The organism is Streptomyces sp. NPDC052299 (assembly GCF_040679335.1).
GTDB lineage: Bacteria > Actinomycetota > Actinomycetes > Streptomycetales > Streptomycetaceae > Streptomyces.
Genome location: NZ_JBFAUP010000010.1, coordinates 207,946 through 233,716, shown reverse-complemented (window position 1 = coordinate 233,716; position 25,771 = coordinate 207,946). Strand labels below are relative to the sequence as shown.

General features: G+C 71.5%; 21 protein-coding genes. 14 read left to right on the top strand and 7 right to left on the bottom strand.

Translation table 11 applies throughout. The features are described 5' to 3' along the window. Positions 1 to 61 precede the first annotated feature (61 nt). The 4 genes from AB0L33_RS19415 (at position 62) to AB0L33_RS19400 (ending at position 5,187) form a co-directional block, all read left to right on the top strand. Positions 62 to 1,435: an extracellular solute-binding protein gene (locus tag AB0L33_RS19415; protein WP_365682946.1), complete on the top strand. Its 1,374-nt coding sequence runs from the start codon at positions 62 to 64 to the stop codon at positions 1,433 to 1,435. Between the two features lie 22 nt (positions 1,436 to 1,457). Next, positions 1,458 to 2,393: a sugar ABC transporter permease gene (locus AB0L33_RS19410; protein WP_365682944.1), complete on the top strand. Its 936-nt coding sequence runs from the start codon at positions 1,458 to 1,460 to the stop codon at positions 2,391 to 2,393. A 2-nt stretch (positions 2,394 to 2,395) separates the two neighbouring features. After that, complete coding sequence (locus AB0L33_RS19405) at positions 2,396 to 3,292, top strand: carbohydrate ABC transporter permease (RefSeq protein WP_365682942.1); 897 nt, start codon at positions 2,396 to 2,398, stop codon at positions 3,290 to 3,292. A 71-nt stretch (positions 3,293 to 3,363) separates the two neighbouring features. Beyond that, positions 3,364 to 5,187 carry a sugar-binding domain-containing protein gene (locus tag AB0L33_RS19400; RefSeq protein ID WP_365682940.1) on the top strand — a complete coding sequence of 608 codons (1,824 nt, stop codon included), beginning with the start codon at positions 3,364 to 3,366 and terminating at the stop codon, positions 5,185 to 5,187. 61 nt (positions 5,188 to 5,248) lie between these two features. Here AB0L33_RS19400 and AB0L33_RS19395 read toward each other — a convergent pair whose 3' ends face one another. Continuing rightward, entirely contained in the window at positions 5,249 to 6,961 is a 1,713-nt protein-coding gene (locus AB0L33_RS19395) for an RICIN domain-containing protein (RefSeq protein WP_365682938.1), read from the bottom strand. A 255-nt stretch (positions 6,962 to 7,216) separates the two neighbouring features. Between AB0L33_RS19395 and AB0L33_RS19390 the strand changes: the two genes are divergently transcribed. Further along, positions 7,217 to 8,662, top strand: a complete 1,446-nt coding sequence (locus AB0L33_RS19390) for a glyceraldehyde-3-phosphate dehydrogenase (RefSeq protein ID WP_365682936.1) — start codon at positions 7,217 to 7,219, stop codon at positions 8,660 to 8,662. 61 nt (positions 8,663 to 8,723) lie between these two features. Here the strand turns inward: AB0L33_RS19390 and fusA are convergent, their stop codons facing one another. The 3 genes from fusA to AB0L33_RS19375 form a co-directional block, all read right to left on the bottom strand. Beyond that, positions 8,724 to 10,808, bottom strand: coding sequence for an elongation factor G (gene fusA, locus AB0L33_RS19385; RefSeq protein ID WP_365682934.1), 2,085 nt, complete (start codon positions 10,806 to 10,808; stop codon positions 8,724 to 8,726). A 303-nt stretch (positions 10,809 to 11,111) separates the two neighbouring features. After that, positions 11,112 to 11,411: a hypothetical protein gene (locus AB0L33_RS19380; RefSeq protein ID WP_365682932.1), complete on the bottom strand. Its 300-nt coding sequence runs from the start codon at positions 11,409 to 11,411 to the stop codon at positions 11,112 to 11,114. A gap of 103 nt (positions 11,412 to 11,514) precedes the next feature. Then, the gene (locus tag AB0L33_RS19375; RefSeq protein ID WP_365682930.1) at positions 11,515 to 12,429 is read right to left on the bottom strand and encodes a DUF2510 domain-containing protein; all 915 of its coding nucleotides are present in this window, start codon (positions 12,427 to 12,429) and stop codon (positions 11,515 to 11,517) included. Positions 12,430 to 12,603: 174 nt separating this feature from the next. On the opposite strand from AB0L33_RS19375, the gene AB0L33_RS19370 reads away from it, so the two are divergent. The 4 genes from AB0L33_RS19370 to AB0L33_RS19355 all read left to right on the top strand — a co-directional run bounded on the left by AB0L33_RS19370 (position 12,604) and on the right by AB0L33_RS19355 (position 15,689). Next, positions 12,604 to 13,344, top strand: a complete 741-nt coding sequence (locus AB0L33_RS19370; RefSeq protein WP_365682928.1) for a methyltransferase domain-containing protein — start codon at positions 12,604 to 12,606, stop codon at positions 13,342 to 13,344. 30 nt (positions 13,345 to 13,374) lie between these two features. After that, on the top strand, positions 13,375 to 13,794 hold the full coding sequence (locus AB0L33_RS19365) for a DUF4440 domain-containing protein (RefSeq protein WP_365682926.1): 420 nt from the start codon (positions 13,375 to 13,377) through the stop codon (positions 13,792 to 13,794). Between the two features lie 9 nt (positions 13,795 to 13,803). Further along, positions 13,804 to 14,847 carry a S66 peptidase family protein gene (locus AB0L33_RS19360; protein ID WP_365682924.1) on the top strand — a complete coding sequence of 348 codons (1,044 nt, stop codon included), beginning with the start codon at positions 13,804 to 13,806 and terminating at the stop codon, positions 14,845 to 14,847. Between the two features lie 92 nt (positions 14,848 to 14,939). Further along, positions 14,940 to 15,689: an FCD domain-containing protein gene (locus AB0L33_RS19355; RefSeq protein WP_365682922.1), complete on the top strand. Its 750-nt coding sequence runs from the start codon at positions 14,940 to 14,942 to the stop codon at positions 15,687 to 15,689. Positions 15,690 to 15,729: 40 nt separating this feature from the next. Here the strand turns inward: AB0L33_RS19355 and AB0L33_RS19350 are convergent, their stop codons facing one another. Further along, entirely contained in the window at positions 15,730 to 17,409 is a 1,680-nt protein-coding gene (locus AB0L33_RS19350; RefSeq protein ID WP_365682920.1) for an L-lactate permease, read from the bottom strand. A gap of 195 nt (positions 17,410 to 17,604) precedes the next feature. Here AB0L33_RS19350 and AB0L33_RS19345 point away from each other — a divergent pair, with 195 nt between their 5' ends. The 4 genes from AB0L33_RS19345 to AB0L33_RS19330 are packed head-to-tail and all read left to right on the top strand — an operon-like array spanning position 17,605 to position 21,351. Next, entirely contained in the window at positions 17,605 to 18,372 is a 768-nt protein-coding gene (locus AB0L33_RS19345; RefSeq protein ID WP_365682917.1) for a (Fe-S)-binding protein, read from the top strand. Continuing rightward, positions 18,369 to 19,907, top strand: a complete 1,539-nt coding sequence (locus tag AB0L33_RS19340; protein WP_365682915.1) for a LutB/LldF family L-lactate oxidation iron-sulfur protein — start codon at positions 18,369 to 18,371, stop codon at positions 19,905 to 19,907. Before AB0L33_RS19345 ends, AB0L33_RS19340 begins: the two co-directional genes overlap by 4 nt. Beyond that, complete coding sequence (locus tag AB0L33_RS19335; protein ID WP_365682913.1) at positions 19,904 to 20,536, top strand: LUD domain-containing protein; 633 nt, start codon at positions 19,904 to 19,906, stop codon at positions 20,534 to 20,536. Before AB0L33_RS19340 ends, AB0L33_RS19335 begins: the two co-directional genes overlap by 4 nt. Before the next feature lie 47 nt (positions 20,537 to 20,583). After that, positions 20,584 to 21,351, top strand: coding sequence for a sulfite exporter TauE/SafE family protein (locus AB0L33_RS19330; protein ID WP_365682911.1), 768 nt, complete (start codon positions 20,584 to 20,586; stop codon positions 21,349 to 21,351). Positions 21,352 to 21,420: 69 nt separating this feature from the next. Here the strand turns inward: AB0L33_RS19330 and AB0L33_RS19325 are convergent, their stop codons facing one another. After that, entirely contained in the window at positions 21,421 to 22,950 is a 1,530-nt protein-coding gene (locus AB0L33_RS19325; protein ID WP_365682908.1) for an amino acid permease, read from the bottom strand. Between the two features lie 54 nt (positions 22,951 to 23,004). Beyond that, positions 23,005 to 23,991, bottom strand: coding sequence for a hypothetical protein (locus AB0L33_RS19320; RefSeq protein WP_365682906.1), 987 nt, complete (start codon positions 23,989 to 23,991; stop codon positions 23,005 to 23,007). Positions 23,992 to 24,320: 329 nt separating this feature from the next. On the opposite strand from AB0L33_RS19320, the gene AB0L33_RS19315 reads away from it, so the two are divergent. Continuing rightward, positions 24,321 to 25,754, top strand: a complete 1,434-nt coding sequence (locus AB0L33_RS19315; RefSeq protein WP_365682904.1) for an FGGY family carbohydrate kinase — start codon at positions 24,321 to 24,323, stop codon at positions 25,752 to 25,754. Positions 25,755 to 25,771 lie beyond the last annotated feature (17 nt).

Sequence of the window (25,771 nt, the reverse complement as noted above, 5' to 3'; positions counted from 1 at the left end):
TGCCGTGCCGATGGCGCCTGCCGTCGGCCGGGCACGTCGTCCGGCCGTCGAAAGGTCAGTGATGAACTCTGCACCTCCCGCCCGAGGGCTGCCCGGACCCCGGGACCCCGGCCGCCCGCCCGCCTTCGGACGCCGTGAACTGCTGCGTTACGGGACGGCCGGAGCGGCCGCGCTGCTGACGGCGGGCCCGCTCACCGGCTGCGCCTCACCGGCCCGTGCGGGCGAGGCGTCCGCACTGAAGGTCTGGGATCTCTTCCAGGGCGGCGACGGCATGCTCATGGACGAGATGATCGCCGCCGTCTCGAAGGGCTCCGACGGTTTCGACGTGGACCGCACAATCCTCGACTGGGGCCCGTCGTACTACACCAAGCTCGCCATGTCGGCGGCGGGCGGCCGGGCCTCCGACGTCGCCGTGCTGCACCTGTCACGGCTGGCCGGATACGCCCCGGGCGGCCTGCTCGACCCGCTCGACCTCGAGGTCCTCGCCGAATTCGGCGTCGGCGAGAAGGACTTCGCGCCCGCCGTCTGGAAGCGCGCCCAGCACAAGGGCACGGTCTACGCGGTCCCGCTGGACGTCCACCCCTTCATCGTGTTCTACGACAAGGACGTGGCCGACAAGGCCGGACTCCTCGACTCCTCAGGCCACCTGGCGCCGATGGGCTCGCCCGAGGCGTTCCTGGACGCGGGCAAGAAGCTCGCCGAGATCACCGGCAAGTCCGGGGTGCTCTTCGGACACGTCACCGACACGGCCCAGAGCTGGCGCCAGTTCGCCGCGCTGTACGCCCAGACCGGGGCCTCCTTCACACTTCCCGACGGCGGGCCGCCGAAGATCGACATCGACGCCGCGGTGAAGGTCGTCACCTTCATGAAGCAACTCTTCGACGGGCGCACCAACCCCAACAACCTCGACTACAACGGCGCGATGGCCGCGTTCATGGACGGCCGCGGCGGCATGATCATGGCGGGGGAGTGGGAGCTGCCCACGTTCCGCAAGTCCGGCATCAAGCACCTGGGCGCGGCCCCCTTCCCGCAGGTCTTCGCCCGGCCGGCCGTCTACGCCGACTCGCACAGCTTCGTCCTGCCGCACCAGGACGACCCCGACCCGGCCCGTCGCCGCGAAGCCCACCGGTACATCGCCGAGATCGTGAAACAGAGCCTGACCTGGGCGAGCGCCGGCCACATCCCCGCCTACCTGCCGGTCCAGGACCGCCCCGAGTACGGGAAGCTCGACCCCCAGTCGTCCTACGCGGCCGCCGGCGAGATCGCCGTACTCGACCCGCCGAACTGGTTCGCCGGAGCCGGCGGCAACTTCCAGAACCGCATGTGCCAGCCGCTCCAGTCGGCGCTGCTGGGCAACACCTCCGCCGAGAGCGCGGTACGGCAGATGGTCCGTGAGGCGGACACGCTGCTGCGCCGGCCCAACCCGGTCGCCTGACGACAGCCGAAGGAGCCGCATCGTGACCACCACCGCGCCCGCCGGAGCGCCGGCGCCCCCGCAGCCACCCTCCGCCACAGCGGCCCCGCCCCGGCGCCGCCGCTCGCTGACCCGGGGCGGCGGGCTCTTCGTCCTGCCGTTCCTGGTCGTGTTCGCGCTCTTCCTGGTCTGGCCCGTCGTCCAGGGCCTCTGGATGAGCCTCACCGACGCCTCGCTCAGCCTGCGCGGCACCGAATTCGTCGGATTCGCCAACTACGCCGAGGCGTTCGGGGACCCGGACGTCTGGAGCAGCCTCGGCAACACCGTCTTCTTCACCGTCATCTCGTGCGTACCGCTCGTCCTGGTCGCGCTCGGCATGGCGCTGCTCGTGCACAGCGGACTGGCCGGCCAATGGGTGTGGCGGCTGGCCTACTTCGCCCCCTACCTGCTGCCGGTCACCGTGGTCACGCTCATCTGGACGTGGCTCTACCAGCCCGACATCGGCCTCGGCAACCAGCTGCTGACCTCGCTGGGCATGGAGCCCGTCGGCTGGCTCTCCGACGAGTCGGTGGCGATGTGGTCGGTCGCCGCCCTCACCGTCTGGTGGACCGTCGGCTTCAACTTCCTGCTCTACCTGGCCGCCCTGCAGTCCCTGCCCAGCACGTACGACGAGGCCGCCGCGCTCGACGGCGCCGGCGCCTGGCGGCGGCTCTGGTCGGTCACCCTGCCGCAGCTGCGCCACACCACCGTTCTGGTCGCGATGCTCCAAGTCCTCGCGTCCCTCAAGGTGTTCGACCAGATCTACATCCTTACCAAGGGCGGCCCCAACGGATCGACCCGCCCGATCCTCGAATACGTCTACGACGTCGGGTTCACCGGATACCGGCTGGGCTACGCCTCGGCGGTCAGCTACATCTTCTTCGCGATCGTCATCGTCGTCTCCGTCCTGCAACTCCGCTTCTTCCGTCAGGAGGGCTGACCGTGTCCGCCATCTCCACCCCCGTGCGCAGGCCGCGCCGACCGCGCGAGGAGTCGGGCTCGCCCTTGCTGCTCGGCCACGGACGGCTGCCCCGGGCGCTCGCCGGGACCGCGCTGACCGTGCTCGCCGTCGCCTGGCTGCTGCCGTTCGTCTGGGCCGTCGCCACCTCGCTCCAGAGCGAGCAGGAGGTGATGAAGTCGGGCCTCTCGCCGTTCAAGGGAGCCTTCACGCTCGACGCGTACCGACAGATCCTGGAGCGCGGCAACGTACCGACCTGGGCGTTCAACAGCCTGCTCATCTCGGTCCTGGTCACCCTGCTCACCACGGTCGTCTCGACGCTCGCCGCCTACGGCTTCTCGCGCGGCACCTTCCGCGGCCGCCGGACGCTGCTCGCGGTCACCGTCGCCGCGATCATGGTCCCGCCGCAGCTGCTGATCGTCCCGCTCTTCGAGCAGATGACGATGTTCCACCTGGTCGACACCTACGCGGCAATCGTCCTGCCCCAGGTGGTCGCGCCCATGATGGTCTTCATCCTGAAGCGCTTCTTCGACGCGATACCCCGTGAACTGGAGGACGCCGCCCGCATCGACGGCGCCTCCGAACTGCGGGTCTTCACGTCCATCGTGCTTCCGCTGTCCCGGCCGATCGTCGCGGCCGTCGCGATCTTCGTGTTCATCGGCGCCTGGAACAACTTCATGTGGCCGTTCATCGTCACCAACGACCCGGACCTCATGACGCTTCCGGTCGGCCTCGCCACCGTCAAGGACGCGTACGGCATCCAGTACGCCCAGTCCATGGCGTCGGCCCTGCTGGCCGCGCTGCCGCTGATCGTGATGTTCCTGCTGTTCCAGCGGCGCATCGTCAACTCCGTCGCCACCACCGGCCTCGGCGGCGGCTGACCCCCTCCGACCGTCCCTGTCCCGGCGCCGGTCTCCCGGCCGGCCGCCACCACGATCCACCTGGAGCACCTGTGCACACCCCCTCCGTCCCCCGTCCGGAGTACCCGCGCCCGCAGTTCGTGCGGCGCGACTGGCTCAACCTCAACGGGACCTGGCAGTTCGAGACCGACCAGGGGGACAGCGGTCTCGAACGCGGGCTCCTGGAGCGTGACTTGACCGGCGAGATCCTCGTACCCTTCGCCCCCGAGTCCGAGCTGTCCGGCGTCGGTGACACCGACTTCCTGGAAGCCGTCTGGTACCGGCGGCGCTTCACCCCGCCCGCCGAGTGGGCCGGCCGCCGGGTGCTGCTGCACTTCGGCGCGGTCGACCACGACACCACCGTCTGGGTGGACGGCACCGAAGTCGTACGCCACCGCGGCGGGTTCACCCCCTTCACCGCCGACCTCGGCGACCTCGCCACGGCCGGCCGAGAGGTGGAGATCACCGTCCGCGCCCGCGACCCGAAGTCCGGTCCGCAGGCCCGGGGCAAGCAGGCCGTCCAGTACGCCAACCACGACTGCAACTACACGCGTACGACGGGGATCTGGCAGACCGTGTGGGCCGAACCGGTCACCGACGCGCATCTGCGCCGCCCCCGCATCACCCCCGACCTGGCCGCCGGCGCCTTCCACCTCGAACTGCCCCTGTCCGCCAACCTTCCCGGCCACCGCGTGCGGGCCGTCCTCAGCGACGGCGCCGGCGAGGTCTGCCGTGCCGAGGCCCGCGCCGACCTTGACCTGTCCCCCCGCCTCCACCTGCCCGTCCCGGTGGACCGGCGCCGCGAGTGGAGCCCCGAGGACCCCCACCTGTACGGTCTGCGCCTCGAACTCCTCGGCCCCGACGGCGAATCCATCGACACCGTCGAGAGCTACGCGGGCCTGCGCTCCGTCTCCATCCGGGGCAAGGCGGTCCTCCTCAACGGCCGCCCCCGCTTCCAGCGCCTCGTGCTCGACCAGGGCTGGTACCCGGACGGGCTGATGACCGCCCCCACCGACGAAGCGCTGGTCCGCGACATCGAGCTGGCCATGGAGGCCGGCTTCAACGGCGCCCGGCTGCACCAGAAGGTCTTCGAGGAACGCTTCCTCCACCACGCCGACCGCCTCGGCTACCTGGTCTGGGGCGAGTTCGGGGACTGGGGCTGCGAGGTCGGCGGCTCCTCCGGCGACAACCAGCGACCGGACGCCTCCTTCGTCGCCCAGTGGCTCGAAGCCGTCGAACGCGACTACTCCCACCCCTCGATCGTCGGCTGGTGCCCGCTCAACGAGACGTACCAGAAGCTCCACGACCGGATCACCCAGCTCGACGACGTCACCCGCGCGATGTTCCTCGCCACCAAGGCGATGGACACCACCCGCCCGGTCATCGACGCCTCCGGCTACTCCCACCGGGTCCTGGAGACCGACATCTACGACTCCCACACCTACGAGCAGGACCCGGCCGCCTTCCGGCAGCTCGTCTCCGGGCTCGCCAAGGGGGAGCCGTTCGTCAACGCCTACGAGAACGGTGCCGCGTACTCGCAGCCGTACCGGGGCCAGCCCTACTTCGTCAGCGAGTTCGGCGGGGTCTGGTGGGACCCGGAGGCCGCGGCGGAGCAGTCGGGAAGCGACCGCACGGTCTCCTGGGGCTACGGAGACCGGGTGCGCACCGAGGACGAGTTCCACGAGCGGTTCGCCGGTCTGACCGGTGCGTTGCTGGAGGACCCGGACATGTTCGGCTACTGCTACACCCAGCTGACCGACGTCTTCCAGGAGCAGAACGGCGTCTACCGCTTCGACCGGGGCACCAAGCTGGACATCGCCCGCATCAGGGAGGCCCAGCTGCGGCCCGCCGCGATCGAGGAGCCGGACGCCGGCTGACGGGACACGTGGGTGCCCGCCCCCTTCGGACATGGAGGGGGGGCGGGCACCCGCCGCGTGGTCAGATCCGTTCGAGCCGCCAGAGCTGCGGCTGCTGTCCGTTGCACGTCCACTGCTGGACGTTGGCGCCCGCCGTACGGGAGCCCTGCGAGACGTCCAGGCACTGCCCGGAGGACTTCACGACCAGGCGGTAGTAGCCCCGCCCGGCGTTCTCCAGCCGCCAGTCCTGGGCGGCCGCCGCGTTGCAGTACCACTGCCGTACGTTGGCGCCGGGCGTGGCGGAGCCGTTCTCCACGTCCACGCAGTAACCGCTGTTGACGCCGGTGACGGTGAACGCGTCGCCGTGTGCCCGCAGCGTCCACGCCTGCGGGCCGAGACCGTTGCACGTCCACTGCTGTACGTTGCCGCCCGCGTCTCGTGAGTCGGCGGCCACGTCCAGGCACTGGGCGCTGTTGGCGTTGACCAGCCGGTAGCGCGCGCCGTCCACGACCCCCGCCGCGTCACCGCTGCCGGTGAGCGGGCCGGTGGCCACGTACGGGCGGCAGACGTCGCCGTCCCAGTCCGTCGCGATCTCCAGGACGGTGCGGCCGTCCGCCGAGGGCAGCAGCGGCGAGCTGTAGTTCGGGCAGTAGGTGGCGGTAGGCGCGGCGACCTGCACGGGGGCCTCGATCTCGTACCACGGGCCGGTGCCGTTCTCGGTGTTGGCGAGGATCGTGCGGCCGCTGTCGGCAGCGGGTGTGCCGTCGCGGTTGAGGAGCTGCTGGCCGATCAGGAGGAGCCGGCCGTTGGCCCCGCCGCCCGGCGCCGGAGCCCAGGCGATGGTGGGCGCGGCGCGGAAGTACTTGCCGTCCACGGTCTCCGGGCGGTGGCCGAGCAAGGCGGGGTCGCCCCAGTCCCAGCCGTCCGGGGAGGTCCGGTAGTGGACGACGCACTGGTACTGGCCGCCCGGATTGCAGATCTCGTAGCTCATGAAGTACGAGCCGTTCGGCAGCCGCCGCACCATGGGCATCCCCGGCCGGTCAGGCTCCCAGGAACCGGCGACCGTGTTGCGGCGGTCCTGCCAGGTGAGCCCGTCGTAGCTGCGGGCGGCGGCGAGCTTCTGGCTGTGCGCGGGGTCCGTCTCGTCGGCGTAGTGGCAGACGAGCGCCCCGTCGGCGGCGACGGAGAACTCCGGCTCCCACAGTCCGCCCGTGCCGGTCGCGGTGGCGCAGGTGGAAAGGTAGGACCAGGTCCGGCCCACGTCGCCGCTCCGCCAGACGCGCAGCGCCATGCGCCGGTTCTGCTCGTCCTGGCCGGAGGATGCGGCCCACAGCAGGGTCCCGGGCGCCAACGAACCGACCTGCCGCGGAAGTTCGAAGAGGGTGGCGCAGCAGAGGCCCTGGCCGCCCGACGATTCGGGGTCGGTGACGCTCCCCACCTGCCGGAAGGTGGCTCCGCCGTCGGTGCTCTCGTGGATGGCCCCGACGCCGTTGTTGCCGTTGAAGGTGACGACGCTCGCGAGCACCCGGCCGTTGGCGGAGCCGTTGTGCTCCAGCCGGATCGCCCTCGGGTAGAGGCCGGTCCCGCTGCCCAGTGGCGTCCCACTGGCGGCGGCGACGGGTGCGGGAGGCGCGGCGGCGGGGGCGGTGGGCGAGGCCGACGCCGGGGCGCAGGACAGGGCGATGGCGGCGGCCAGGACCGGGGCGGCGGCACGAGCGACCCAGCGCGCGAGGCGGCCGGATGTCGTGGGGCAGGGGCGGGGCGAGGGTCGGGGGGGTCGGCGCAAGGAGAGCACAGGCTTCCTTCCTCGGGGCACGAAGGGGGTGGCCGAGCGGGGCTGCTGACGGCGAAACAGTAGGGCCGCATGTACATCGATGTAAACAGGGCGGACGGCTTCCGTTGCGCCGCCGATCGCGGAGGCCGCCGACCGTGCGCGGCGCACGAGGCGGCCGGTGTCCGCGGCAGGCGAAGGGGAACGGTCGGACCGGGTGAGTGCTCGAATGAAGGTCCGGTTACCATATGAGCGCCGCCTAGCTCGAAAGATAAACCTGTGACTGTCAATGACGACGCGTTCACCAACTGGAAAAACCGCGAGGAGATCGCGGAATCGATGATCCCGATCATCGGGAAGCTGCACCGCGAGCGGGATGTCACCGTCCTCCTGCACAGCCGCTCGCTGGTGAACAAATCGGTGGTGAGCATCCTCAAGACCCACCGATTCGCCCGGCAGATCGACGGCGCGGAGCTCTCGGTCACCGAGACCCTGCCCTTCCTCCAGGCCCTCACCACCCTCGACCTGGGCCCCTCCCAGATCGACATCGGCATGCTCGCCGCCACCTACAAGGCCGACGACCGCGGCCTCAGCGCGGCGGAGTTCACCGCTGAGGCCGTCGACGGCGCCACCGGGGACAACAAGATCGAACGCCGCGAGGCGCGCGACGTCGTCCTCTACGGCTTCGGCCGGATCGGCCGCCTGCTCGCCCGGCTGCTCATCGAGAAGGCCGGCTCCGGCAACGGCCTGCGGCTGCGCGCCATCGTGGTCCGCAAGGGAGCGGGCCAGGACATCGTCAAGCGCGCCTCGCTGCTGCGCCGCGACTCCATCCACGGCCAGTTCCAGGGCACGATCACCGTGGACGAGGCCAACAACCGGATCGTCGCCAACGGCAACGAGATCCAGGTCATCTACTCGGACGACCCGACCTCCGTCGACTACACCGCCTACGGCATCGACGACGCCATCCTCATCGACAACACCGGCAAGTGGCGCGACCGCGAGGGCCTGTCCAAGCACCTGCGCCCGGGCATCGCCAAGGTCGTGCTGACCGCCCCGGGCAAGGGCGACGTCCTCAACGTCGTGCACGGCGTCAACCACGACATGATCAAGCCGGACGAGCAGATCATCTCCTGCGCCTCCTGTACCACCAACGCGATCGTGCCGCCGCTGAAGGCGATGGCCGACGAGTACGGCGTGCTGCGCGGACACGTGGAGACCATCCACTCGTTCACCAACGACCAGAACCTGCTGGACAACTACCACGGCTCCGACCGCCGCGGCCGCTCCGCGCCGCTCAACATGGTCATCACCGAGACGGGCGCCGCCTCCGCCGTCGCGAAGGCGCTTCCCGACCTGGAGGCGACGATCACGGGCAGTTCGATCCGCGTCCCCGTCCCGGACGTGTCGATCGCCATCCTCAGCCTGAAGCTGGGCCGCGAGGCCACCCGCACCGAGGTCCTCGACTACCTCCGCGAGGTGTCGCTGACCTCCCCGCTCAAGCGCCAGATCGACTTCACGACCGCCCCCGACGCGGTGTCGAGCGACTTCATCGGCTCGCGCCACGCCTCCATCGTGGACGCCGGCCCCACCCAGGTCGACGGCGACAACGCGATCCTCTACCTCTGGTACGACAACGAGTTCGGCTACTCGTGCCAGGTCATCCGGGTCGTGCAGTACGTGTCCGGCGTCGAGTACCCGACCTTCCCGGTCCCGGTCGCCTGACCTGGCCCGGCCCCGACGACGACAGGTCCCGCCCGCCGCGATGGCGGGCGGGACCTTTCCGTCAGCCGGTGCCGGAGGCCGTGACGGCGGGGGCGGGCGCGTACCCCGTCGCCCGGGTGGTGAAGGTGCCCCGGCCCTGCGTACGGCTGCGCAGCCGCGTCGCGTAACCGAACAGCTCGGCCAGCGGCACGGTCGCCGTCACCACCGCCGCGCCGCCCCGCGTGGTGGAGCCGGAGACCCGGCCGCGCCGGGCGGCGAGGTCGCCGAGCACCCCGCCGACCGCGTCACCGGGCACGGTGACCGTCACCTCGACCACCGGTTCCAGCAGCACCATCGCGCTTGCCCGCAGGGCCTCCCGGAGCGCGAACCGCCCCGCCGTGCGGAACGCCATCTCCGAGGAGTCCTTGGGATGCGTCGCGCCGTCGGTCAGCGTCACCCGCACCCCGGTCACCGGATGCCCGCCGAGCGGCCCCTCGGCCAGCGCGTCCCGGCAGCCGGCCTCGACCGCCCGCACATACTCCTGCGGCACCCGGCCGCCGACGACCGCCGAACCGAACGCGAACTCCGCCGCCTCCTCCCCGTCGGTGGCCTCCAGCGGTTCGACGTCGATGACCACGTGCGCGAACTGCCCGGCCCCGCCGTCCTGTTTGACGTGCCGGTAGACCAGACCGGACACCCCGCGCACCAGCGTCTCCCGGTGCGCGACCTGCGGCCGGCCGACCCGGACGTCCAGGCCTTGGTCGCGGCGGATCTTCTCCGCTGCCACCTCCAGATGCAGTTCGCCCATGCCCGAGAGAACGGTCTGACCGGTCTCGGGGTCCGTCCGCACCACGAGCGACGGATCCTCCTCGGTCAGTCGGACCAGGGCGGCCATCAGCCGCTCCGTGTCCGTGCTCCGCCGCGCCTCCACCGCCACGGACACGACCGGGTCGGCCACCGAGGGCGGTTCCAGGACCAGCGGGGCGCCGGGCGCGCACAGCGTGGCACCGGGCCGGACGGCCTTCGGGCCGATGACCGCGACGATGTCCCCGGCCACCGCCGCGTCCACGTCCACGTGCCGGTCCGCCTGGACCCGCAGGATGCGCCCGACGCGCTCACTGCGCCGGGTGGTCGCGTCCAGCACCGTCTCCCCCTTCCGGATCGTTCCCGAGTACACCCGCAGATACGTGAGCCGGCCCGTCGCGGTCGCGTTCACCTTGAACGCCAGCGCGGCGAAGGGGCCTTGAGGATCGGCGGCCCGCTCCTGCACCGCCCCGTCGAGCAGGCCCCGTACCGGCGGCACGTCGAGAGGGGAGGGCAGGTACGCGACGACCGCCTCCAGCAACGGTTCGACACCCCGGTTCCGGTACGCCGAACCGCACAGCACCACGACGCCCTCACCGGTCCGCGTCAGATCCCTGAGCGCCCCGGTCAGCGTCCCCGCCGAGAGCTCGGAGCGTACGCAGAACTCCTCCAGGGCCGCCGGATGCAGCTCCGCCACCGCCTCCTCCAGGAGCCGCCGGCGCCGGGCCGCCTCCTCGCGCAGCCCGTCGGGCACCTCGCCCTCCTCGTACGCGTCGGCGCCGTCCGCCCACACCAGGGCGCGCATGCGCACCAGGTCGACCACGCCGCGGAAGGCGTCCTCCGCCCCGATGGGCAGCTGCACCACGAGCGGGACCGTGTGCAGCCGGTCCCGGATGGAGGCGACCGCGGTGTCCAGGTCCGCGCCGGCCCGGTCCAGCTTGTTGACGAAGGCGATCCGCGGGACGGAATGCCGGTCCGCCTGGTGCCACACCGACTCGCTCTGCGGCTCCACCCCGGCGACGGCGTCGAACACCGCGATCGCGCCGTCGAGCACCCGAAGCGAACGTTCGACCTCGTCGGCGAAGTCGACGTGCCCCGGAGTGTCGATCAGGTTGATCCGGTGACCGTCCCAGGCGCAGCTGACGGCCGCGGCGAAGATGGTGATGCCCCGGTCTCGCTCCTGGGAGTCGAAGTCCGTGATGGTCGTGCCGTCGTGGACCTCACCGCGCTTGTGGGTGGTGCCGGTGGTGTAGAGGATCCGCTCGGTCACCGTGGTCTTGCCGGCGTCGACATGGGCCAGGATGCCCAGGTTGCGGACGGTGGTGAGAGCGGTGACGGGGGAACGGTGCTGGTGGGTACGCACGGCCGGTGGCCTTTCGGGATGATCCGGAAGAAGACGGCGCGATACCCCCGGACGAAGCGGCCCGGATGCGGGCCTGCGGAGCCCACGGGACATGACTGCATGTCAGGAAGAATGCGGGGCCCGGGTGTTCGTCACGGGGTCCGGGGCCGGCCGCGCAGCCGGCTCCGGGCGGCGCGAGACACCAGGATCACCTCGAACCGCGACGGGGGGACGACGGCGGCGGTGCGGTAACGCACGGCGGTCTCCCCTCAACGGTCACGGCGGACGCGCCGGCGGACGGCCGGCGCGCGGTGTGCGGCGAGTCTAGGGAAGACGGGGCGTGCGGGGGAACAGGTTTTTCGGCCGGGCGCGCCCGGGGCCCAGGGGCCGGCAGACGGACCGGCACCGGCGCAGCGCGCTCCGGCCGCAGCCGCGCCACTCGGCGGGCGACGGACCGACGCCCCGTCCGCCCCGGGTGATCAGGGCGTTCACCGGTGTGTGCGGGTCCAGGGCCATCGTGCGCGCGAACAGCACGCCGATCACGAGCGGCGCCAGCGAGAGGGCCAGGGAGGTGCCTGCACTGGTGACGTGACGCACGCGGAGGCGCTTCGGGTCGGGAGCCATGACCCCATTTCAGCGGCGGCGTACGGCACCGGGATCGGGGGACGTACTCAGACCGCACGGCCCGGATACTCAGCCGGGCCGTGCGGTGCGCCCCGTCGGACGCTCAGGCGTTGGTGCCGGAGCCGCCGCCGGACGCGGCCTTGATGCCCTTGGTGATCGTGTCCAGTACGGACAGCGCGGGCGCCTTGCTGTTGATGTCGAAGCCGGAGCGGATCACCACCAGCATGTCCTTGGCCCGCGGGGACGGGAAGGCCAGCGACTCGACGTAGCCGTCGTCGCCGTTCTTCGTCACCACCTTCCAGCGCACCCGGTAGCCCTGCTGCCCGGCCACCGTGACCGCCTCGGACTTCAGCTCCTCGTGCGAGGTGATGCCGCCGTAGATCTTCTCGCCGTAGGACTCGTTGGCGTTGTTCTCGATGTCCTTCTCGGCGGTGGCCTTCGCCGTCCTGGTCGTCAGCTTCAGCGCCTCGGCCGGGGCGGAGAACACCCCGCCGCGCACGCACTTCTGCTCGGCGTCACCGGGGCAGGCGTAGGACCCGGTGGTCACCCCGGCGCCCATGCCCGACTCGCCCTTCCAGCCGTCGGGGACCGGGATGCTGATGCCGCTGGCCAGGTCCGTCGCGTAGCCGTCCTCGATCTGCGGCTGCCCCTGCTCCGGCGACCGGTCGTCGCCGCCGTTGCCGCCGCCGCGCTCGTCGCCGTTGCCGCCGCTGCCGTTCCCGCCGCCGCGCTGCCGGTCGGGTCCGGGGGACGGGGAGTCCGACGGGGCGGTGGCCGCGGTGTCGCTCTTGCCGTCCGAGTCGTCCGACAGCAGATAGACGCCGCCCCCGATGGCGGCCAGCACCACCACGGCCGCGGTGATGCCGGCCCCGATGCGTATCCGCCTGCTGCGGACGGCCGCAGGCGGTACGCGCAGATGGTCGGTCCACTGGTTGCCGTCCCACCAGCGCTCGTGGCGGGGGCCAAATCCTGAATACCCGGGGTCTGGATGCCAGCCGGGCGGGCTCGTCTGGGTCACGCCCGACACGGTAACCGGACTGCCTGAGAATCCTATGAACTGGGTGGGTGAACCCTCCCGCCCACCGCCCGCATCCGCCACCTTTCTTGGTCTAGACAAGTGGAAGGGGGGTCGCTAGCATCCGCCGACGAGGCGCGGCGGACCCACCTGACCGCGCCCAGAAGTGAGGGCCCCATGGAAGCGACCGCCCCCGACCGTCGTTTCGCCGAGGACTACCGCCTCGCCCGGGAGATCCCGCGCGACGGCCTGACCGCATGGCGCGCCGCCGTCGCGGCCGAGGTGGAACTCGCACCGGGCGCCACCGTCCTGGACGTGGGCGCGGGCACCGGTTCCTTCGCCTCCGCATTCGCCGACTGGTTCGGCGTCCGGGTCCTGGCCGTGGAACCGGCCGCCGCCATGCGGGCGCTGATCCCCCGGAGCGGGCTCATCGAGGCGCTGGACGGACGCGCGGAGGCGCTGCCGGTGCCGGACGGCTGCGCGGACGCGGCCTGGCTGGGCTCGGTCGTCCACCACATCGGTGATCTGCCCGCCGCCGCCAGGGAGTTGCGCAGGGCGCTGAGACCCGGCGCCCCCGTGCTCATCCGCAACTCCTTCCCGGGCCGGTGCGCACGGGACCTGCGGGTGCGCTTCTTCCCCGGCGCCGAACGCATCGTGGACGGCTACCCCACGGTGGAGCAGACCTGCGACGCGTTCGCCGGGGCCGGTTTCACCCGGGTCGCCCTGCACGCGGTGCCGCAGCAGAGCGCGCCGAGCCTCGCCGCGTTCGCCGACCGGATCAGGCGGGATGCCGACGCGAAGCTGCGCGGCCTCGGCGACGACGAGTTCGAGCGCGGGATGCGCCGACTGCGGACGGCGGCGGAACAGGAGCCGGACCGGCCCGCCGTGAGCTGGATGGACCTGCTGGTCCTGGTCTGACCGCGCGCCGCCGACGTAAGGTCCGTCCGTATGAGGCTCAGCGACGAGGAAGGGCGGGCCGTACGGGCCGCCATGGCGGGCGAACTCCGGCTCCTCGATCCGGAGGTACGGGCGTCGCCCGATGCGGTGACGGAACTGCTCGACCCGGACTTCACCGAATTCGGCGCCTCCGGACGCCGCTACGACCGCGCCTCCATCCTCGCCGTCACCTCCGCCGTCGAGGACGACGACCCCGGCCCGGACGTCTTCGAGCTGTCCGGCACCCTGCTCGCCCCTGACCTGGTCCACCTCACGTACGTCACCGAACGGAACGGCATGCTCTTCAGGCGCAGTTCGCTGTGGCGCAGGTCCGGCGAGCGGTGGCGGATGTACTTCCACCAGGGCACCCCGGCCGGTCCCGCGCGGGCCGCCGCCGGAAATCCGGCGGACACCCCCGGCGGCGCTGCGTAGGCTCGCGCGATGACACCTTCCCGCTACCCGTCCAAGCCCCGGCCCGGCGACCGCGTCGCCGTGCTTTCACCAGCCTCCGGCCTGCCCGGAATCCTTCCGCTGCCCCACGAGTTGGGACTGCGCAGGCTCCGCGAGGAATTCGGCCTGGAGCCGGTGGAGTATCCCAGCACCCGGAAGATGGGCTCCACCCCGCAGGAACGCGCCGCCGACCTCCACGCGGCGTTCGCCGACCCGGACATCAAGGCCGTCATAGCCAGCATCGGCGGCGACGACCAGATCACCCTGCTGCCCCACCTGGACCGCGAACTGCTGCGCGCCCACCCCAAGCCGTTCTTCGGCTACAGCGACAACACCAATCTGCTGGTGTTCCTCGACAACCTCGGCATCGTCGGCTACCACGGCGGCTGCGTCATGGTCGAGTTCGGCCGCCCCGGCACGCTGCACCCGCAGACCGCCGAGTCCCTGCGGGCCGCGCTCTTCACCCACGGCCCGTACGAGCTGACGCCGGCGAAGGAGAGCGGCAGCACCAACCGGCGCTGGGAGGACCCGCGCACCTTCGACCAGGAGCCCGACCTGCTCCCCGCGGAAGGCTGGATCTGGCACAACGCGGACCGGGTGGCCGAGGGGGCGAGCTGGGGCGGCAACCTGGAGATCCTGGCCTGGATGCTGATGGCCGACCGGGAGATCCTCCCCTCGGAGGCCTACGAGGGCCGGGTGCTGTTCCTCGAGACCTCCGAGGAGCTGCCCCGCGCCGAGGAGGTGTACCGCATCCTGCGCAACATGGGGGAGCGGGGCCTGCTGCGGCGCTTCCCCGCCCTGGTGATGGCGCGCGCCAAGAACTGGTCCTTCGACCAGCCGCTCGACGCGGAAGCCGGTGCGGAGTACTGCCGGGAGCAGCGGGAGGCGGTGCTGCGCGCCCTCGCGGAGTACGCCCCCGACACCATGGCCGTCTTCGACGTCGACTGCGGTCACACGGACCCGCAGGTGATCATTCCGTTCGGCGGCCGGATCCGGGTGGACGGCGTGGCCCGGCGCATCACCGTCACCTACTGAGGGGACGGGCTCCCGGTTTGTGGTCCGACCACATGGTGTGTGTGACATAGTCGGGATGTACGCATACGCCCGAACGGGGAGTGGAGGAGCGGATGCCTGTCGAGTGGCAGCCCGTGCGGCAGGCCCGGACCCATGAACTCGTGCTCCAGAGCATCGAGGAGCAGGTCTTCGCGGGAAAGCTGAGGGCCGGGGACCGGCTCCCGCCGGAGCGCGAACTCGCCCCCGTGTTCGGCGTGAGCCGGTCCGCGCTCCGGGAGGCGCTGCGAGTGCTGGAGACGATCGGCGTGCTGGTCGCCCAGCCCGGCCGGGGCCACGACTCCGGGGCCCGCATCGTGCGCAACCCGGACGACGCGCTCGGCAGGCTGCTGCGCCTGCACTTCGCCCTCGGCAGCTACAGCCTGCACGATGTGCTGGAGGCCCGCGTCGCCCTGGAGCGCTCCAGCTTCGCGGCCGCCGCGGAGCACGCGTCCGACGAGGACCTGGACGCGGCCGGCGCGGTGGTCCACCGGATGGCGCGGGAGGGCATCGGGCCGGAGGAGTTCAACGAGCTCGACACGCGGTTCCACGTCAAGGTGGCCAGCGTTTCGGGCAACGCGCTGACCTCCACGCTGACCGCCGCGGTACGGGAGTCCGTACGGCCCCTCATCCTGCGGGCCCTCGAAGAGGTGGACGACTGGCCCGCCACCCAGGCCCGGCTCAACGCCGAGCACACGGAGATGCTGAGGCTGGTGCGCACCGGGGAGGGCGAGGCGGCGGCCGACCTCGCCGAGCGCCACATCCGCGGCTTCCACGGGACGCTGGTCGACGAGGACCGGACCGACTCCGGCGGGGGAGCTGAGTAGCACCCCCGCCGCACCGGGCCCCGTCGCCGGGCGGCTGCCGTCAGGGCAGCATCCAGGACAGTGCCGGCGTCGACTGGAGGTAGACCAGGACGCAGAGGACGGCCAGCATGCCCACGCTGTATCCGGCGACCTTGCGCAGCAGGATGCGCTCCGAGCCGGGCATAGCGACCGCGGTGGCGGCGATGGTCAGGTTCTGCGGGCTCACCAGCTTGGCGACCACGCCACCGGAGGTGTTCGCGGCGACGAGCAGGGTCGGGTCGATCCCGGCGGTCTGCCCGGCGGTCTGCTGGAGGTTGGCGAACAGGGCGTTGGCCGAGGTGTCGGAGCCGGTCACGGCGGTGCCGAGCCAGCCGAGCACCGGCGAGAGCAGGGCGAAGAGCCCGCCCGCCGTCGCCAGCCAGGTGCCGATGGCAACGGTCTGACCGGACTGGTTCATCACATAGCTCAGCGCGAGCACCGTGGCGACCGTCGCGATGGCGGTCCGCATGTTCTTCAGCGTCCGGCCCGCCGCCGAGAGCGCGACGCCACCGGTCATGGGGTAGACATCACGGTCCTTGGCGAACCGGTAGATGAGTGTCACCAGAATCCCGGAGACGATCAGCAGGGTGCCCGGATTGCCCAGGACCTCCAGGGTGTACACCGCGCTGGACGACGGAGTGCCGCCGGTGGTCATCAGCTCGCCGTAGAGGCCGGGCCACTCGATCTTCAGGTTGGCGTGGCCCAGCACCTCGGGCACGTCCAGCCCGCCCACGTTCAGCTTGGCGATGCCGAAGATCGCGATCACCAGGATGTACGGGAGGACGGCGTAGGTGACCCGGTGCCGGGTGAGCGGCTCGTTCTCCACCTGGGAGCGCTGGTCGTCCGGGGTCCGCGGCTTCCAGAAGCGCAGCATCAGCACCGCGACGCCGAACCCGACGAGTGAGGCGACCACATCGGTCAGCTCGTACGCGAAGTGGTTGGCGCACCAGAACTGGGTCAGGGCGAAGACGCCGCCGGTGACCAGCGCGATCGGCCACAGCTGACGGATGCCACGCGCGCCGTCCACGACGAACAGCAGCAGCAGCGGTACGAAGATCGCGAGCAGGGGCGACTGGCGGCCGATGACCGAGGCGATGTCCTCGGGGGGAATGCCGGTGAGGTTGCCCGCGGTGGTGACGGGAATGGCCATGGCGCCGAACGCGACCGGCGCGGTGTTGGCGAGGAGCACGGTCACCGCCGCCTTGACCGGGGGCAGGCCGAGGGCGAGCAGCATCACGGCCGTGATGGCGACGGGCGCGCCGAAGCCGGCCAGCGCCTCCAGCAGGCCGCCGAAGCAGAAGGCGATGAGCATCGCCTGCACGCGCAGGTCGCCCCGGCCGACGGCGCTGAACGAACGCCGCAGATCCTCGAACCGGCCGCTGACGACGGTGAGTTCGTAGAACCAGATCGCCGCGACGACGATCAGCATCACCGGGAACAGGCCGAAGACCAGCCCCTGGGACGCCGAGAGCAGCCCCAGCCCGACCGGCATCCCGAAGCCGATCACCGCGACGAGCAGAGCCGTGAGGACCGAACCCAGCGCGGACACCAGGGCCGAGCGCTTGGCCGCCATCAGGAGCACGAAGAACACGGCGAGCGGGATCAGGCTCACCAGCGCGGTCGCCAGGAGGCTGCCCCCGATGGCGTGGACGTCCGGCGTGTACGAAGCCGACGCGGTGGCGGCGGGTGGTGCGGAAGCCACGGAATTACTCCTCGCTGAGTGACGCAGCTGATTCAGCGATCAGTAGGACATCGGAGATGTCGTATGTCAATAAGGTCAGACCAAATGCTGGCCAGGTCACTGGCGCTCAAGGCCCTCGCCAGGTGTGCCGCACCTCTGTCGAAACAGGCCGGAGGGTAGTATGGTCGGACCATAACTTCCGATCGGGGAGGTCCCATGCGTATCGGACTCTTCGCCACCTGTCTGGGAGACACGCTCTTCCCCGAGGCGGTGAAATCCACCGCGGTGCTGCTGGCCCGCCTGGGTCACGAGGTGGTGTTCCCGCCCGGCCAGACCTGCTGCGGCCAGATGCACGTCAACACCGGCTATCAGCGCGAACCCGTCCCGCTGGTCCGCAACTTCGCCGCCCAGTTCGGCGACAGCTCCATCGACGCCGTCGTCATGCCGTCGGGCTCCTGCGCCGGATCGGTCCGCCACCAGCACGAGATCGTTGCCGAGCGGTACGGGGACGCGGCGCTGCGCGCGGGTGTCGCCACCGTCAAGGCGAAGACGTACGAGCTGTCCGAACTGCTGGTGGACGTGCTGGGCGTCACCGATGTCGGCGCGTACTTTCCGCACCGGGTCACGTACCACCCCACCTGTCACTCGCTGCGCATGCTCAGGGTCGGTGACAAACCGCTGCGGCTGCTGCGCGCCGTCGACGCGATCGACCTGGTCGAGCTGGGCGAGGCCGACGCCTGCTGCGGGTTCGGCGGAACCTTCGCCGTGAAGAACGCCGACACCTCGACGGCGATGCTCCAGGACAAGATGCGCAACGTCACCGCGACCGGAGCCGACGTGTGCACCGCCGGTGACTCCTCCTGCCTGATGCACATCGGCGGCGGGCTCTCCCGTATCAAGGCCGGAACGAAGACCCTGCATCTCGCCCAGATCCTGTCCTCCACCCGCACCTCGCCGCACGTCCTGACGGAGGCAGCCCGATGAGCGCGACGTTTCTCGGCATGCCCGCGACCCCGCCCCGCTCCCCGTACGGCACGGGCAATCTGCGCGGCGACCGGAAGTTCCCCGCCGCCGCCCACGACGAGCTGGGCAACGAGCAACTGCGCCGCAACCTCGGCCGCGCCACCCGCACCATCCGCGCCAAACGCCTCCACGTCACCGGCGAACTGCCCGACTGGGAGGAGCTGCGCGACGCCGGGTCCGCCATCAAGACCGACACCATGAACCGGCTCCCCGAACTCCTGGAGGAGCTGGAACGCAACGTCACCGCACGCGGCGGCACCGTCCACTGGGCGCGCGACGGCGTCGAGGCCAACGAGATCGTCGCCCGGCTGGTCCGGGAGACGGGCAGCGACGAGGTCATCAAGGTCAAGTCGATGGCCACGCAGGAGATCGGCCTCAACGAACACCTCGAATCCCTCGGCATCGCCGCGCACGAGACCGACCTCGCCGAACTCATCGTCCAGCTCGCCCACGACAAGCCCTCGCACATCCTCGTCCCCGCCATCCACCGCAACCGGGACGAGATCCGGCAGATCTTCCTCAAGGAGATCCCCGGCGTCGACCCGGCCCTGGACAACGTCCCCGCCCACCTGGCCGCCGCCGCCCGCGCCTACCTGCGCGAGAAGTTCATGACCACCAGGGTGGCCGTCTCCGGGGCCAACTTCGGGATCGCCGAGACCGGCACCCTCTCCGTCGTGGAGTCCGAGGGCAACGGCCGCATGTGCCTGACCCTCCCCGACACGCTGATCACCGTCATGGGCATCGAGAAGGTCCTCCCGCGCTACCAGGACCTGGAGGTCTTCCTCCAGCTCCTGCCGCGCTCCTCCACGGGCGAGCGGATGAACCCGTACACCTCGATGTGGACCGGCGTCACCCCCGGCGACGGACCGCAGACCTTCCACTTGGTCCTCCTCGACAACGGTCGGACCGCCGCCCTCGCGGACCGCGTCGGCCGCGAGGCGCTGAACTGCATCCGCTGCTCGGCCTGCCTCAACGTCTGCCCGGTGTACGAACGCGCCGGCGGGCACGCCTACGGATCGACCTACCCCGGACCGATCGGGGCCGTACTCACTCCGCAGCTCGCCGGGATGGACGCCGCCAAGAACGACCCGAACAGCTCGCTGCCGTACGCCTCCAGCCTCTGCGGGGCCTGCTTCGACGCCTGCCCCGTCAAGATCGACATCCCCTCGCTGCTGGTCGAGCTGCGCCACCAGCACACCGAGCAGACCGGCACCACCGCCGAGAAGCTGGCCATGAGGGCGGCGGGCGCCGTGATGGGACGGCCCAAGGTCTACACCGCCGCACAGAAGGCATCCCGGCTCGGCCGCGTCCTGGCCCGGGACGGGAAGCTCCCGGCGCTGCCGCCCCCGCTCAACGGCTGGAGCGACAGCCGCGACACCCCCGCCCCGCCGAAACAGACCTTCCGCGCCTGGCTGGCCTCGGCCGAAGGCGCGGCCGCCCTGCGCGAGGCGTCCGCCGAACACACCCGCAACCAGCAGCAGGAGGACGGCGCATGACGACCGCCCGTGACATCGTGCTCGGCCGCGTCCGGGACGCGCTGGCCCTCGCACCCGCCGGGGCGCCCCCCGTCCCGCGCGCCTACCGCACCGGACGCACCCTCCCCGACGAGGAACGCCTCGCCCTCTTCACCGACCGGCTCGTCGACTACAAGGCGCAGGTCCACCCGTGCACCGCCGACCGGACCGCCGAGGTCATCGCCGAGGTGCTGCGGGCGCGGGAGGCCGGGCGCATCGGTGTGCCCCCGGGGCTCGACACCGGGTGGCTGGCCGCTTACGACGGCGAGGTCCAGCAGGATTCCGCGGACATCCCGGCGCCGCGCCTGGACGCCCTCGACGGTGTCGTCACCGCGTCCGCCGTCAGCTGCGCCGAGACCGGCACCATCTTCCTGGACGGCTCGCCCGACCAGGGGCGACGGGCGCTGTCCCTCGTGCCCGACCTGCATGTGTGCGTGGTCGACCTGTCGACCGTGGAGGTGGGGGTGCCGGAAGCGGTGGCCCGGCTGGTGCCGGAGCGCCCGACCACGCTGATCAGCGGACCCTCGGCCACCTCCGACATCGAGCTGGAGCGGGTCGAGGGCGTCCACGGCCCGCGCACCCTCGCAGTCGTCCTTCGCACAGACGTCTAGGGGCCCTCCGGCCGATCCCGCCGGGCCGGTTACGCTCTCTGCCTGGCATGGACACACTTACCCTCTGGCAACTGGCGGCACTGGCCGCGGCATCCGCACTCGTCGGCTTCTCCAAGACGGCAGTCAGCGGTGCCAACACGATCAGCCTCGCGGTCTTCGCGGCGGTGCTCCCCGCCCGCGAATCCACCGGGGTGCTGCTCCCGATCCTGATCACGGGCGATGTGCTCGCCGTCCTCGTCTACCGGCGCCACGCGCACTGGCCGACCCTGCTGCGGCTCTTCCCGGCCGTCGCGGCAGGCGTGGCGGCGGGCACGCTGTTCATGATGTGGGCCGACGACGCCACCGTGCGGACCTCGATCGGCGCGATCCTCGTCTTCATGGCCGGCGTCACCGTCTGGCGCCGCCGCACGGCGGAGGCCGTCGGCGAACCCGGTGCCGACGACGGGCCCCCGACCGCCGGTGAACGGCTCAAGGCACGTTCGTACGGGGTGCTCGGCGGCTTCACCACCATGGTCGCCAACGCGGGCGGTCCGGTGATGTCGCTGTATCTGCTCTCGGCCGGATTCCGGAAACTCGGCTTCCTGGGCACATCGGCGTGGTTCTTCCTGATCGTCAACACCTCGAAGGTGCCGTTCAGCGTGGGACTCGGGCTGATCGACGGACGCTCCCTGCTGCTGGACGCCTGCCTGCTGGTCTTCGTGCTGCCGGGTGCCTGGATCGGGCGCAGGTGCGTGGACCGCATCGATCAGCGGCTCTTCGAGCGCGTCGTCCTGGCCGCCACCGTCGTCGGCGGCCTCCAACTCCTCCTGGCCTGAAGGCGTTACGCGGGACGGCCCCGCGCACGTGTGTGCGCGGGGCCGTCCCGCGTGCGGCGGCGGTCGCGGTCAGACGATGCCCTCCTCGATCTCCGCCTGCTCGCGCGCGTTCCCGTACGCCGACGGCGTGCCGTACGAGCGCCGCGCGACGAACCACCACACGGTGGCCAGGACCAGCACCGCGACCAGGGCGATCGAGGCGTAGTTCATCGAGTCGATGGTCACCGGCGACGACTGCGGCAGCAGGAACAGCACCGTCACGATCGCCACCCACACCACCGCGATCCAGCCGACCGGCTTCGACCAGCGGCCCAGGTGCCACGGGCCGGGCTGGAAGCGGCCCTTGGCACGCAGCTTCAGGAAGACCGGGATCGCGTACGCGGGCGTGATCCCGATGACGTTGATCGCGGTCACCGCGCCGTACGCGGTCGCCGAGTACAGCGACGGCAGGGCCAGCACCCCGGCTACGATCACCGAGAGCCACACCGCCGGAACCGGCGTCTGCGTCCGCGCGCTCACCTTCCGCCAGAGCGAGGAGCCGGGCAGCGCGTTGTCGCGGCTGAAGGCGAACACCATCCGGCTGGCGGCGGCGACCTCGGCGTTCCCGCAGAAGAGCTGCGCGGCGATCACGATCAGCAGCATCGCCGTGGCGCCGGAGGTGCCCAGCGCGTCGATCAGGATCTGCGCGGGTGGCACACCGGTCTCGCTCTTCTGCGTACCCGCGTAGTCCTGGATGGCGAACGTGAGCCCCGCCAGCAGTACGAAACCGGCCACCCACGACACCCAGATGGCCCGGACGATGCCGCGCGCGGCCGAGACCGAGGCGTTCGAGGTCTCCTCCGACAGGTGCGCGGAGGCGTCGTAGCCGCAGAACGTGTACTGCGCGAGCAGCAGCCCGATCGCCGCCACGTACAACGGGTTGTGCCAGCCCGTGTCGTTGACGAACTCGGTGAACACGAATGACGGCGACTGGTGGTGCGAGGGCACGATCGCCAGTACGGAGACGATCACCGCCACACCGGCCAGGTGCCACCACACGCTGACCGAGTTGAGGACGCTCACCAGCCGCACCCCGAACAGGTTGATGACGGCGTGCAGCAGCAGGATGCAGACGAAGATGATCATCGTCTTGCCCGGGGTGGGCGTGAAGCCCCACTGGATCTTCATCAGCGCGCCTGTGAACAGCGCGGCGCCGTAGTCGATGCCCGCGATGGCGCCGAGCAGCCCGAGCAGATTCAGCCAGCCGGTGTACCAGCCCCACTTGCGGCCGCCCAGCCGGTCCGCCATGTAGTACAGCGCACCCGACGTCGGATACGCGCTCGTCACCTCGGCCAGCGCCATCCCGACGCAGAGCACGAACAGGCCGACCCCGGCCCAGCCCCACAGCATCACCGCCGGACCGCCCGTGGACATGCCGAAGCCGTACAGGGTCATGCACCCCGACAGGATCGAGATGACCGAGAAGCTGATGGCGAAGTTGCCGAACCCGCCCATGCGGCGGGCCAGGACCGGTTGGTAGCCGAGTTCGCGGAGCCGTTGCTCCTCGTCCTCGGGCGCACGGGGTCCGGCGCCCTTGCGGGGCGAGGTGGACACGGACATGGAGAACCTCCTGGTGGGGGGTGGACGGGCAACGCGAAGAACGGGGGCGGGTGGTCAGCCGGATGCGGCCGCCAGCGCCCGGGCGCGGGCCCGCACGAAGACCTCCTCGGCGCCGCCGGGGTCGTCGGGCGTACGGGACCGGCAGGCCCAGGGCAGCGAGGTGAAGTACGGGCCCAGCTCGCGGAACACCTCGGCCGCCTCGGCGAACCGGAGCGCCCCCCACAGGGCGTGCGCCAGGTGGTTGAGGTCGGGCAGGGTGCGGGTGGCGGCAGGGGCGCGGCGGTACCAGACCTCCAGCGCGCGCAGGGCCTCGCGCTCGGCGTCCTCGGTGACCCAGTGCAGGTCGAGGGCCTTGTCGTGGTCGTGCTCGCGGCGGTAGCGCTCGACCCGGACGTACAGCGGAAGCACATGCAGGGCCGAGCCCTCGGGCGCCGTGGACGACGCCCACTGAACGAAGTTCACCGCCTCGACGAGCGCGCCGCCGGCCCCGCGCGCGTAAACGAATTGGAGCATCCGGTGGTACGCCTCGCGGTTGTGCGGGTCGCGCCGGTCGGCCTCCGCCAGCAGCCCCCACGGGCCGGGGAACAGCATGGGCCCGGGCGGCGGCAGCCGGTGCTCGGCGAGCCGCTGGCCTTCGTCGAGCTGGGACAGGGCCAGCAGGCACACCCAGGGCACCGGGTCGGCCGGTGCGGCGTGCGCCGCCGAACGGCACGCCTCCCACGCCTCCTGCCACAGCTCCCGGCCGCTGGGGTGGCCCGAGCGATTGGCCCGTACCGCGCGTTCCACGGCGACCCGAGCGCGCATCACGGCCCCCGCGCTGCTCTCCGGCTCCTCGGTCAGCCAGGTCCGTATCGCGTCCGTCCCGGCCGCGACCGCGCCGAGGACCTGGGTGCGCTGGGTCCATCGGGCCCAGTCCGGGGTGCCCGCCAGCAGGTCGCGCATGGCGATCCAGCGGCCGGTGCGTAAGTCCTGCAACGCCGCTCGGAGTTCATTGTCGTGGCCGGCCGGATGGTAAACCGGCCGGAATTCACCGTTGGCCATGGGTGTGCTCGGGGTGGGGGGCTGAATTCATCGTTCCTCAGGGATTATTGCGACGTAGAAACAGTTGAAGTGCGAACCGCTCCTCGGCTTCCGGTTGCTGCTCGGCGGTGAGTGTAGAGCCCTTTGCGCGGAACTCTCGAACGAATCATTGATTCCGTCCAAGTCGCTTACCGGTTACTCGTGTTGACGTCCATCCGGCACCTCCGAAAGGTTCCGGACACAGGGCCGGTGCGTGCTTGACGTAACCGCTGGGCTGCACCACTCTGGGGCCCCGACCGAAGATCACGATCCCGTTCGGGCCCCCGGGCTCGCGTACCGCTGGAGAACCGATGACAGGCCCGGTGCTGGCAATCGACCAGGGCACATCGGGAACGAAAGCGCTGGTGATCTGTCCCGAGCGCGGCGTGACCGGTTCCGGTTCCGCCCCCGTACGGCCCCGGTACGGTCCCGGCGGAGCCGTCGAGACGGACCCGGCCGAATTACTCGCATCGGTCGTCGCGGCCGGCCGGCAGGCCCTGGCCGAATCCGGTGGCACCGTCGACGCCGTCGGGCTCGCCAACCAGGGCGAGACGGTCCTCGCCTGGGATCCGGACACTGGGCGGCCGCTCACCGAGGCGATCGTCTGGCAGGACCGCCGGGCCGCGGACGTCTGCGCGGAACTGGCCCCTCGCGGAGCCGAGTTGCACCACCTCACCGGACTCCCGCTCGATCCCTACTTCGCCGCCCCCAAGATGGCCTGGATCCGCCGCCGACGGACCCGCGAGGGCGTCGTCACCACCAGCGACGCCTGGCTCGTCCATCAGCTCACCGGTGCCTTCGTCACGGACGCCGCCACCGCAGGACGCACCCAGCTCCTCGACCTGGACCGCGTCGCCTGGTCACCGGCCGCGCTGGACGCCTACGGCCTCGGCGACGAACGGCTGCCCACCGTGACCGACGCCGCCGGAACCTTCGGCACGACCGGGGTGTTCGGCAGCGACCTCCCGCTCACCGGACTCCTGGTCGACCAGCAGGCGGCCCTGCTCGCCCAGAGCGCCCTGGACCCGTCCGTCGCCAAGTGCACCTACGGGACCGGTGCGTTCCTGATGGCCGGGACCGGAACCGCCCCGCGCCGCAGCATCGGCGGGCTGGTCAGCTGCGTGGCCTGGCGGCTCCGCGGGCGCACCAGCTACTGCCTGGACGGCCAGGTCTACACGGCGGCCTCCGCGGTCCGCTGGCTCACCGACCTCGGGGTGATCGCCGGCGCCGCCGACCTCGACCCGGTCGGCGCCACCGTCCCCGACACCGGCGGCGTCACCTTCGTCCCCGCACTCGCCGGCCTCGCCGCCCCCTGGTGGCGGAGCGACCTGCGCGGCTCGGTCACCGGCCTCGGCCTGGACACCTCGGCCGGGCACCTGGTGCGCGCCCTGTGCGAGGGGATCGCCGCCCAGGTGGCCGAGCTGGCCGCCGCGGTCACCGCCGACCGGGGCACACCGCTGTCCGTCCTGCGCGTCGACGGCGGTCTCACCCGCTCCGCCCTCCTCATGCAGACCCAGGCCGACCTGCTGCAACGCCCGGTCGAGGTGTCCGCGCTCCCCGACGTCACCGCCCTCGGCGTCGGCGCCGCGGCCCGCATGGGCGCCGACCCCGCGCTCCCGCTCGCCCGGGCGGTCCCCGACTGGAAACCGGCCGCGGTCTACGCACCACGCATCGGCCCGGACGAGGCGGCCGAACGCCTCGACGCCTTCCGGTCCGCCGTGCGCGGCCTGCTGGAGCGGGCATGAGCGGCCGGGTGCGCCCC